We start from the raw sequence: 9,426 nt of genomic DNA, 5'->3' as shown, positions 1-9,426 counted from the left end.
GCAACAGCATCGCCCGCAGCAGCTTCTCCGGCGGGATCGACGGCCGCCCAATTGGCGAATAGAGCGCGGCAAACTCTCGCTCCAGCGCCGACAGCTCTTCGTTCACAATCGTCCGGATCGCTCGCAGCGGATGATTACGCCGCACCCGCGCCTCCAGGTCGACGTAGCTGAACAGTTCGCCCGTTCGATTGTCGCCGCCGCGCACGCACCATCTCCGAATCTCATCGGAGCCAATGAATCACGGTCGCCGGTCGGCGGCGAGCGCCTTTTTCAACAGCCTGCTAGGATCAGCCGATGGCCGCAGGTGCGTTTGACGGACGGCGTCACTTGGTCATTCCCATCCGATCCGGTGGGTCTCAGGTTAATGGAGGTGGCCGTAAAAATCCGCTGCAACCTTCCGGCGCGGTGCTCTCCATCAAGCCATGCATCATAGGCATGGTGATTTCCGACCCTTTGGCGTAAAGAGCGCCCAGATCAAATCAGCGTGCGGCCGGGCCGTTTGCCGCGCACGCAGCTCAGGTCCGCAGGATCACCGTTCCGCGCCTGAATCAACCAAGGTTCTCCATCCCGTGTCTTTTCCGGCCCTGACCCCGCCGCTCGCCCGCGCTTTGGCCGAGCGGAACTATGATTCACTGACCCCCGTCCAGCTCGCCGTGCTCGCCCACGAAGCGACCAGCCGCGACCTCCTGGTGTCGGCCCAGACCGGCTCCGGCAAGACCGTCGCTTACGGATTGGCGATCGCCAAGAATCTCCTCGATGACGCCGAGCAGTTCGGACCTGCGGCCGCGCCGCTCGCCCTGATTGTGGCGCCGACCCGCGAGCTCGCGCTTCAGGTTCAGCGCGAGCTCGCCTGGCTCTACGGGCATGCCGGCGGGCGCGTCGTCTCCTGTGTCGGCGGCATGGACCCGCGGCGCGAGCAGCGCGAGCTGGCCGCCGGTGCGCACATCGTCGTCGGCACGCCCGGGCGGCTGTGCGATCATCTGCGCCGCGGCCGCCTCGACATCTCCCAACTCGCCGCCGTCGTGCTCGACGAGGCCGACGAGATGCTCAATCTCGGCTTTCGCGAGGACATGGAGTTCATCCTCGAGACCACGCCGGAGACGCGCCGCACCCTGCTGTTCTCGGCGACCTTTCCGCGCGGCATCGTCGCGCTTGCGCGGCGATATCAGCGCGATGCGTTCCGGATCGAGGTCGCCGGTGACGAGGGTGGTCACGCCGATATCGAGTATCGCGCGATCCGCGTCGCGCCCGCCGACGTCGAGCACGCCGTCGTCAACGTCTTGCGCTTTTACGAGGCGCCGAGCGCGCTGGTGTTTTGCAGCACGCGCGATGCCGTCAGGCATCTGCAGGCCGCGCTGTTGGAACGCGGTTTCTCTGTGGTCGCGCTATCGGGCGAACTGACGCAGAACGAGCGGACGCTGGCGCTGCAGTCGCTGCGGGACGGACGGGCCCGCGTCTGCGTCGCGACCGACGTCGCTGCCCGCGGCATCGACCTGCCGAGCCTCGACCTCGTCATTCATGCCGATCTGCCCAACGACGCCGAGGTCATGCAGCACCGCTCCGGTCGCACGGGACGCGCGGGCCGCAAGGGGACGAGCGTCCTCCTGGTGCCGCCCGCACGTCGGCGGCGCGCGGAACTGCTGCTCGATCTCTCGGGCATCGATGCGGCCTGGGGTACCGCGCCGCAGGCGGACGAAATCCGCAAGCTCGATCACGAGCGCATGAAGGACGTGCTGTTCACCGAGGAGACGACTGCCGACGACCTCGCTCTCGCGCATGCACTATTGGCCGAGCGGTCGCCCGAGGACATCGCCGCCGCGCTCGCGCGGCTCTATCGCGCGCGGCTGCCGGCGCCCGAGGACATCATCGATCCCGGCGAGCGAAGCAGTAAGCTGCGCGAGGAGCGCGGGCGTGACAGATTTGAAGGCGGCGACGATCGCGTCAAGGCGCGATCGAAGCCGGGGAAAGCCTCGTCGAAACACGCCATGACGGAGGGCAGCGTCTGGTTCCGCGCCGCGATCGGGCGGCGCAAGAATGCCGAGGCACGCTGGCTGCTGCCGATGATCTGCCGCCGCGGCGGCATCGACAAGCGCGACATCGGCGCCATCAAGATCATGGATACCACGACCGAGTTCGAGATCTCCGAGCGGGTCGCAGATTCGTTCGCCACCAAGATCAAGCGTCCGGACAAGGAAGACAGCATTCGCATCGAGCCGATGGCGGACGTGCCCCGCCGGCAGGAAGATTCGGAGGCGCACCCTCACGCCTTGCAGCGCGAGGCCGGCGATCATCGTGAACGGCGCCACGATCGCCCGCGCGAGGCAAGTGGAGCCAAGCCACGCAGCAGGGCTCATGGTGAGCGCGTGCCGAAATTCGCCGATGCTCCTTCCTTCGGGAAGAAGAAGCACAAGGACAGGCCGGGCCACGCGGAGCCGTCGGTCACGCCCTGGCGGGTGAAGGATGCATCGGGAAAGAAGGCCAAGAAGAAGCGTCGCGGTTGAGCTTCTGTCGTTCCGCGCTGACAGGAGCGATGCCGCCGGACTGCACCGGCGACATCATCTGAAAGTCGGGTGTGAGTTCAGCGGCCGCCGCCGCCACCGCCACCACCGCCGCCACCACCACCGCCGGCATCGCGCATCGACGAACTGTAGCGCGGGTCAGTCTGCTTCATGTAGGTCGGCGAGGTATCGTCGGTGAGGCGAACGACGCGGCGTGCACGGCCCGGGTTCGTCATTTCGACGACGCTGCCGCAGCTTTCGAACAAGGCAAATTCGCAGCCGTAAGATCGGGCCTGCGCCGCATTGGCACCGGTCGCGGTGAGCGCGGCCGTTGCAACGCATGCAAGGAAAGCAACTTTCGACAATGTGAGTTTCATGGACATTCTCCAGCCTCGGTTCGGCGAGACCGGAACGGCTCGCACATACCTTCGACGGAGGCTGATCCGGCCCGGTTCGAGGGAGCGGCTTCACGCCCACGTGAGCCGACCGGGAAGGGGGCGTCACGTCGCGGCGAGGTCGCGCAGCATGTATGTCGTGCCTTCGCCGTACGATTCGAGCTTTGTACGCAGCTCCGCATCCGCAGTGACGGCCCGAAAGCCGACACGTTCCCACAGCGGCCGCGTGGCGTAGACCGAGACCAGCGCCAGCGTCGCGATGTGCGACGCGCGCGCCAGCCGCTCGATCTCGGCAACATAATCGCGTGCAACGCCGCCGCGAAAGCCGGACAATACGGCGAGGTCGTGCAGGTAGAGGCAATCCGCGCGATCGGGCAATTCGTGCAGGAAGCTGTCGAGCGGCGGAATCCGGTATTGCATCCAGGGATGCGTCAGTCCGTAGCCGACGATGCCTTCATCTGCGCCGAGCACGCGGCAGCCAGCCGGGTAGAGCCGCATCTTCTCCGCGAGCACCTCGGCGCGCTCAGGCAGCGCAGGGTGGATGCGTGCCGCAAGCGCGCTGATCGCAGGCAAGTCGCAGGTGTGCGCGGGACGCCAGTGCGTCTTGCTCATGTCGGTCCGTCGTTCCGTCTGGTTAGACCAGTTTATTCAGTTCCGCTGCCGTGCCGCTATCTCGGATACTTCTTGCGCGCGATGCCGCGCATCGGGCCGCGGAGGCTATCTCAGCCCCTCATACACCATCAGCCCGCGTGCGACCTGCAATTTCCGGATGGCGCGCGGCAAGAGCTTCTCGGGCTGGTGCAGATAGCGCCAGGAGGTGAGGGTGAAGGCGGAAAGCGTGCCGCATTCGTCGTCGAACGGCGCGAGCACGCCGGTCACGCTCACCGGTGTGTGCGGACGGGCGTTGAAGGGGAGCAGCAGCAGTTCGAGATGCGCCTTGCTGCCATCCTCGCGCGCCGCGGTGATGCCGGCGATCGCACCCAGCGTCTCGTCGGCGACGATCGTCGTAATCTCCTCGATCTCGCCGCGGCTCGCATCAGCGAATAGCGCCGCAAAGCTCTGATCCTTGAGGTCGCGCCCTGCCAGCGCGCAGACGCGCGTGCCGGCGACGCGAAACGGGAAGCCGAGGCTCGGCTCACAGGACAGCACGAAGATGTCGCCGAGCAGGCCTCGGACCGCGGCCGGGTCGATGTCGGCCCGGTCAGGGGCCCGCGCAGTGCCGCGCTTCTTGTCCCAATACGCGAAGAACGTGCGGCTCGACGGATGTTTCATGACTGAACGCTCGCCCGGGGTGCAACCTCGAAGGGACAAACCTGTCCCGCTTCAGTGCACCCGCGATCCCTTCTGTTGTTGTGCAGGAGGGGATTTGCAGCGTCCATGCCGCGCGCGCGTTTTCGGGCCTCTTATGCCAGCTTTTGCGTCGTTAACGTTAAATTAACTATGCGCTTGGTGTCGGCCGCGCGGCTGCTATGGTGACCGCGGTCGCAAGCCTCGCCGCTTTCTCCAGGTTCTCGGCGGGGCCTGTACTTAGGGGCGTCAAACAGCTTGGTCACGATCGCGGGGAGGGGTGGGGATAGCCTTATCTCTCCGGCCACCGGAAGACCGACACGGACAGGCAGGGCTTTCCCAGGGCCCTGCCTTTTCCTTTTTAAACCCTTCATGTCCCGGACGCGCTGCAACGCATAGCGTTGCTGCGCAGAGCCGGGACCCAGCGACGGATCGGGCCGGACATCTCGCAGCTTGTCCTTTTGTGCACTTGCGCAGAGGCGGTAAAGGCGACTATCTCCAAGCTGTCGCTCCGATTGCCCGAAAGCGAAGTCGCCTTGGATTCCCCGCAAGATTCGTCACCGAACATGCCGGCCGCCGCTGAGGAGGCTCCGCGCGAGCCGATCTTGACGCTGCCGGCGGCGCTGACCGCCTATATCGCCCTGCTGGCGCTGATCCATCTGCGGGTGCTGCTGCCGCCGGAGCTCGAGAACTGGACCATCGACGTCTTCGGCTTCATTCCGAAGCGCTACGATTCCTCGCTGCTCAATTTGCAGATTCCGGGCGGGGCGGGAGCGAAGGTCTGGACTTTCGTCACCTATTCGCTGCTGCATGCCAATCTCACCCATCTCGGCTTCAACGTGCTGTGGCTGCTGCCGTTCGGCAGCGCGCTGGCGCGGCGCTTCGGCGCGGTCAGGTTCTTCGTCTTCCTGGCGGTGACGGCGGCGGCCGGCGCGCTCGCCCATCTCGTGACCCATGAGCATGCGGTGGCGCCGATGATCGGCGCTTCGGCCTCGGTGTCGGGCGCGATGGCTGCCGCGATCCGCTTCGCCTTCGCGCGCGGCAGCTTCTTGTCGTTCAGCCGATCGGATGCCGATACCGCCGCGAAGGTTCCTGCGCTGCCGCTGTCGCGTGCGCTGCGCGACGGGCGGGTGGTCGGCTTCCTCGCCGTGTGGTTCGGCGTCAACATCATCTTCGGCGTCGGCGCGATCGGCATCGATGCCGAAACCACCAGCGTCGCATGGCAGGCGCATATCGGCGGCTTCTTCGCCGGCCTGTTGCTGTTCGCGCTGTTCGATCCGGTGCCGCGCGTGCGAAGCGATGCTGCGGATGCGTCATCACGGGACGTTTCTGACCGTGCTTGAAGCTGTACTTGCAGCGCGGCCCGAATTCATCCATCATTCCCGGGAAGAATGTTCCGAAGCGACAAGCCCATAGGGGCAACGTTTCGACAAGCGCGCGAGCGTGAAACCCGCGCCAAAACTGTTAGTTGAAGACTCGCAGATCAAAGTTCGGACCGCCACAAGGCGGACGGCTCCGATTCAGGGAGGCGACAATGACGGTACGTTCCATTCTGAATACCAAGGGCCACCAGATCGTGAGCGTCGAGCCCGACGTCAGGCTGGCGGCCGCGATCAAGCTGCTCGGTGAGAAGAAAATCGGCGCAGTGCTGGTGATGAACCAGAGCCGGCTCGAGGGCATCCTGTCGGAGCGCGACATTGTGCGCGTGCTCGGCGAACGCGGCGCCGGCGTGCTGGAGGCGCCGGTCTCGGAGGTGATGACCCGCAAGGTGGTCACCTGCAAGGAGACCGACACGGTCGCCGAGCTCATGGAGATGATGACGACAGGCAAGTTTCGCCATCTGCCCGTGATCGAGAACGGCAAGGTCGTCGGCCTGATCTCGATCGGCGACATCGTCAAGCGCCGCGTCCAGGAATACGAGGCCGAACAGGAAGCCCTGCGCGACTACATCAAGACCGCCTGACCGGCGTTACTGAGCGGCCTTACTCGGTGGCTTTGGGCGCGGCGCCCTCGGGCGGCGGCGCCAGCACATGGATCGCTTCCTGGATCGAGTCCAACGCGCGCTCTGCGGCGCGTACGCCGTGCGCGATCAGATCGTCGGCGCGGTGGAAGTCGAACCAGCCGAACTGGCCGACGCGGGGCGTGATCAGCATGTCGGGCGGATCGCCGGCGAGGCGGGCGCGGGTGATGCGGTCCTGCATGATGTTGAAGGCATCCACCATCACCGAGGAGATGCCGGGGCGTCCGCCGCCGCCGAAGAACTCACGTTTCATGGTCTTCTCGGGCGAGAACAGCCGCGGGAAACGCCGTTTGGCGGTCGTCTCCTCGGCCACCGGCGCGACCGGTGTGGGCATCGCGCCGTGCGAATAGATCGTCGTGGAATGGGTGAAGATGTCGCTGGAAAGGTTTGCCGCGATGACGATTTCGGCGCCGAGCGCGCGCGCGGCCGAGACCGGCACCGGATTGACCAGCGCGCCGTCGACCAGCCAGCGGTCGCCGATCAGGACGGGCGAGAAGATGCCGGGCAGGGCATAGGAGGCGCGCATCGCGTCGACCACGCGGCCGCGGGTCAGCCAAATCTCATGGCCGGTACGGACTTCGGTCGCCACGGTCGCGAATTTGATCGGTAGGTCTTCGATCAGGGTCTGGCCGATCGCCTCTTCCAGCCGGGTAGCCAGCTTCTCGCCGCCAATCAGGCCCGAGCCGTTGAGGCGGATGTCGAGATAGCCGAGGATGTTGCGCATGCCTTGCAGGCTGCGGCCCCATTCTTCGAACGTGTCGAGCTGGCCGGTCGCATAGGCCCCGCCGACCACGGCGCCAATTGACGTTCCGACCACGACGTCGGGCACGATGCCGTTGCTGAGCAAGGTCTTCAGGATGCCGATATGGGCAAAGCCGCGCGCCGCGCCGCCGCCGAGCGCGAGGCCAACGATCGGCCGGCGGATGCTGCCGAGACCAATTTTCTCGCCGTTCGAGCCGTTCGCGCTCCGACCTTTCAAGATGTCCAGCACCGAAACTCTCCTACGCCGGGCCAGCCCCAACCAACCACCAGACTAGGGACCGTTCCTGGACTTCGCCATCTCGCGGGCGAAGCATGGTTTATGTCGCTTTGGGAAGCGCACAGGGCAGGAGTATGGCAATGGACGGTTGCTGCAGGGATAATCACGCAGGCGTCAACCCAGTTCCAGGGAAAGAAGGGGCCGTAACAGAGCCCGTATTTCTTGGGGTTTCAGAGGCTTGAATTTGCCGCGTTTTCGGTGAAAAGCAGGGAACATGACACGCGGGGGTGACGGCATCATCGGATGGCGGCGCAGTGGCAGGCTGCTGCCGGCGCTGATCCTTGCCGCGTGCCTCGTGACCTCGGGCCAAAATGCGGCGCAGGCGCAGCTTTTCTCCGATCGTCCGCCGCCGGTGCCGCCGGCATCGGTGCCCGACCCCGGCGGCGCCGTCAGCCTGGCACCGCCCTCCGGGCCGGGCGCCGGAGTCCCGAGCCTGCCGCCGACGCTGATGCAGCCCGCTACGCCCAGCATGCCGCCGCCCGCAGTCACGACCGTGCCACCGGCCGCGCCGCTGAATGCGGCCGTGCCCGGGCAGGGTGTGCTGTCGCTGACGGCGAAATACGGCAAGGACTCGACCCCCATTACCAGCGGCCTGGTCTGGCGCGTGTTCGCCGACCGTCCCGACGAGAACGGCACCTTCAAGCTGCTCCGCGAGGATCGCAACGCCGCGCCGAACATCGTGCTGCCGCCGGGCAACTACGTCGTCCACGTCGCCTTCGGCCTAGTCAGCGCGGTGCGCACCGTCAGTCTGAAGGCCGAGACCGACCGCCAATCCTTCGTGCTGCCGGCCGGCGGTCTGCGCATCGAGGGCCGGGTCGGCACCAGCCGCATTCCGCAGAACCAGATCTCGTTCGCGATCTACAAGGGCAGCCAGTTCGAGTCCGGCGATCGCGCTGCGTTGGTGCCGAATGTCGCCGCCGGCGATGTCGTGCTGATCCCGGAAGGCACCTACTATATCGTCTCCAACTATGGCGACGCCAATTCCGTGGTGCGCTCCGACATTCGCGTTCAGGCCGGCAAGCTCACCGACGTCACCATCACCCATCGCGCCGCCGTCATCACGCTCAAGCTGGTCAGCGACAGGGGCGGCGAGGCGCTCGCCAACACGGCCTGGTCGGTGCTGACTCCGGGCGGCGACGTCATCAAGGAATCGATCGGTGCTTTCCCGCGCGTCGTGCTCTCCGAAGGCGAATACCGCGCCATCGCCAAGAACGAAGGCAAGGTCTACGAGCGCGGTTTCAACGTCGTCAACGGCGTCGACGGCGAAGTCGAGGTCGTCGCGCGCTAAGCCGCCCGCAGCGAGACGTTCGGCACAAGAATTCTCATCGCGCGCATGGGTGTGCATCTCCTAATACCGCCGCTTCCGGTATGGGTTCTGCCAAGCAACTGCTCTTCAACCGCTGTGTTCTGTCTTATCTTGGCAGCGCTACCAGCTTGGAGCCAACAAACACCGGCGGCATCGACTTATTCCAGCAGCGGCGCGCCTGCCGCCCACGACCGGTGGAAGATACGCATTTGCTGCAATCAAATCTTATTCTCTTTCCATTCTGCTGCGCTATATGTCGGGCGTCCGTCTAACGGGGAAGGCCGGAGCAGGCGCATGCCTTGCGAGACCGGCACGGAGCAGGGGACCAGGCTCGTCGGCATGTTCGAAGTGATCCTCACCAGGCGCAAGCGGTTTGGCTGGCGGTGGCAGGTGTGCGACCAGTCCGGCAAGATATTTGCCGACGGTTTCGAGCGCACGCGTCCGTCCGCCAAATATCAAGGCGAGCGCGCGTTGTTCTTCCTGTTGTCCCAGGCCTATTTGCGCAACCGGTCAGCGGCCTCCAGCGAGGATCAGCGGCGTCCGTAGCCCCGATGGAGCGCAGCGCGATCCGGGGCTGGTTTGTCCGCTTGGATGGATTCCCGGATTCCGCGTCGCTCGATCCCGGCCGCAATCCCTTGCGTTGACCGTGGGGCAAAACACGCGAGCCATGGGTCAACGCACCCGGTCAAAAATATTCCGCTTTACCGAAATTCGGAAACGGCGTATGTCTCGCCGCAATCCGGCCCAAGGAAGAGGGCGTATCGCGATCGTCACGAACGCGGGCCGGGCGGCGGTGGACGTGGGTTGCACCGGCGCGAAGGGTTTTGCAGGGCGGGCAACCGTGAGCGAAGACCTCGCGCCAACGACGGGTGCGGTTCGCG

At 65.6% G+C, this 9,426-nt stretch carries 10 protein-coding genes; 5 read left to right on the top strand and 5 right to left on the bottom strand.

Features of this window, described 5'->3' with window-relative positions; all coding sequences use genetic code 11:
- Window positions 1–205, bottom strand: a 205-nt coding sequence (locus EAV90_RS38380; protein ID WP_488226166.1) for a transposase, incomplete at its 3' end; no start/stop codon positions are given.
- Between the two features lie 364 nt (window positions 206–569).
- Between EAV90_RS38380 and EAV90_RS38375 the strand changes: the two genes are divergently transcribed.
- Window positions 570–2,501 (top strand): DEAD/DEAH box helicase, encoded by a 1,932-nt coding sequence (locus EAV90_RS38375; RefSeq protein ID WP_129146398.1) that lies wholly within the window; start codon window positions 570–572, stop codon window positions 2,499–2,501.
- Between the two features lie 77 nt (window positions 2,502–2,578).
- On the opposite strand, the gene EAV90_RS38370 is transcribed toward EAV90_RS38375, so the two are convergent.
- The 3 genes from EAV90_RS38370 to EAV90_RS38360 all read right to left on the bottom strand — a co-directional run bounded on the left by EAV90_RS38370 (window position 2,579) and on the right by EAV90_RS38360 (window position 4,165).
- A complete protein-coding gene (locus EAV90_RS38370) occupies window positions 2,579–2,875 on the bottom strand; it encodes a hypothetical protein (RefSeq protein ID WP_122402612.1) in 297 nt (98 codons plus the stop codon).
- Window positions 2,876–2,998: 123 nt separating this feature from the next.
- The gene (locus EAV90_RS38365) at window positions 2,999–3,505 is read right to left on the bottom strand and encodes a GNAT family N-acetyltransferase (protein WP_129146397.1); all 507 of its coding nucleotides are present in this window, start codon (window positions 3,503–3,505) and stop codon (window positions 2,999–3,001) included.
- Between the two features lie 105 nt (window positions 3,506–3,610).
- Complete coding sequence (locus tag EAV90_RS38360) at window positions 3,611–4,165, bottom strand: PAS domain-containing protein (RefSeq protein WP_129146396.1); 555 nt, start codon at window positions 4,163–4,165, stop codon at window positions 3,611–3,613.
- A gap of 581 nt (window positions 4,166–4,746) precedes the next feature.
- On the opposite strand from EAV90_RS38360, the gene EAV90_RS38355 reads away from it, so the two are divergent.
- A complete protein-coding gene (locus EAV90_RS38355) occupies window positions 4,747–5,523 on the top strand; it encodes a rhomboid family intramembrane serine protease (RefSeq protein WP_122402615.1) in 777 nt (258 codons plus the stop codon).
- A gap of 191 nt (window positions 5,524–5,714) precedes the next feature.
- Window positions 5,715–6,143: a CBS domain-containing protein gene (locus tag EAV90_RS38350; RefSeq protein ID WP_122402616.1), complete on the top strand. Its 429-nt coding sequence runs from the start codon at window positions 5,715–5,717 to the stop codon at window positions 6,141–6,143.
- A gap of 19 nt (window positions 6,144–6,162) precedes the next feature.
- Here EAV90_RS38350 and EAV90_RS38345 read toward each other — a convergent pair whose 3' ends face one another.
- Window positions 6,163–7,191 carry a patatin-like phospholipase family protein gene (locus EAV90_RS38345; protein ID WP_129146395.1) on the bottom strand — a complete coding sequence of 343 codons (1,029 nt, stop codon included), beginning with the start codon at window positions 7,189–7,191 and terminating at the stop codon, window positions 6,163–6,165.
- A gap of 262 nt (window positions 7,192–7,453) precedes the next feature.
- On the opposite strand from EAV90_RS38345, the gene EAV90_RS38340 reads away from it, so the two are divergent.
- Together EAV90_RS38340 and EAV90_RS39985 are read left to right on the top strand one after the other, a co-directional pair.
- Window positions 7,454–8,527, top strand: coding sequence for a hypothetical protein (locus EAV90_RS38340; protein WP_129146394.1), 1,074 nt, complete (start codon window positions 7,454–7,456; stop codon window positions 8,525–8,527).
- Window positions 8,528–8,839: 312 nt separating this feature from the next.
- Entirely contained in the window at window positions 8,840–9,091 is a 252-nt protein-coding gene (locus EAV90_RS39985; RefSeq protein ID WP_244607965.1) for a hypothetical protein, read from the top strand.
- Window positions 9,092–9,426 lie beyond the last annotated feature (335 nt).

Source organism: Bradyrhizobium vignae (assembly GCF_004114425.1).
Taxonomy (GTDB): domain Bacteria; phylum Pseudomonadota; class Alphaproteobacteria; order Rhizobiales; family Xanthobacteraceae; genus Bradyrhizobium; species Bradyrhizobium vignae.
Note: the sequence above shows the minus strand (reverse complement) of the source record. Positions and strands in the feature narration are given on the sequence as shown.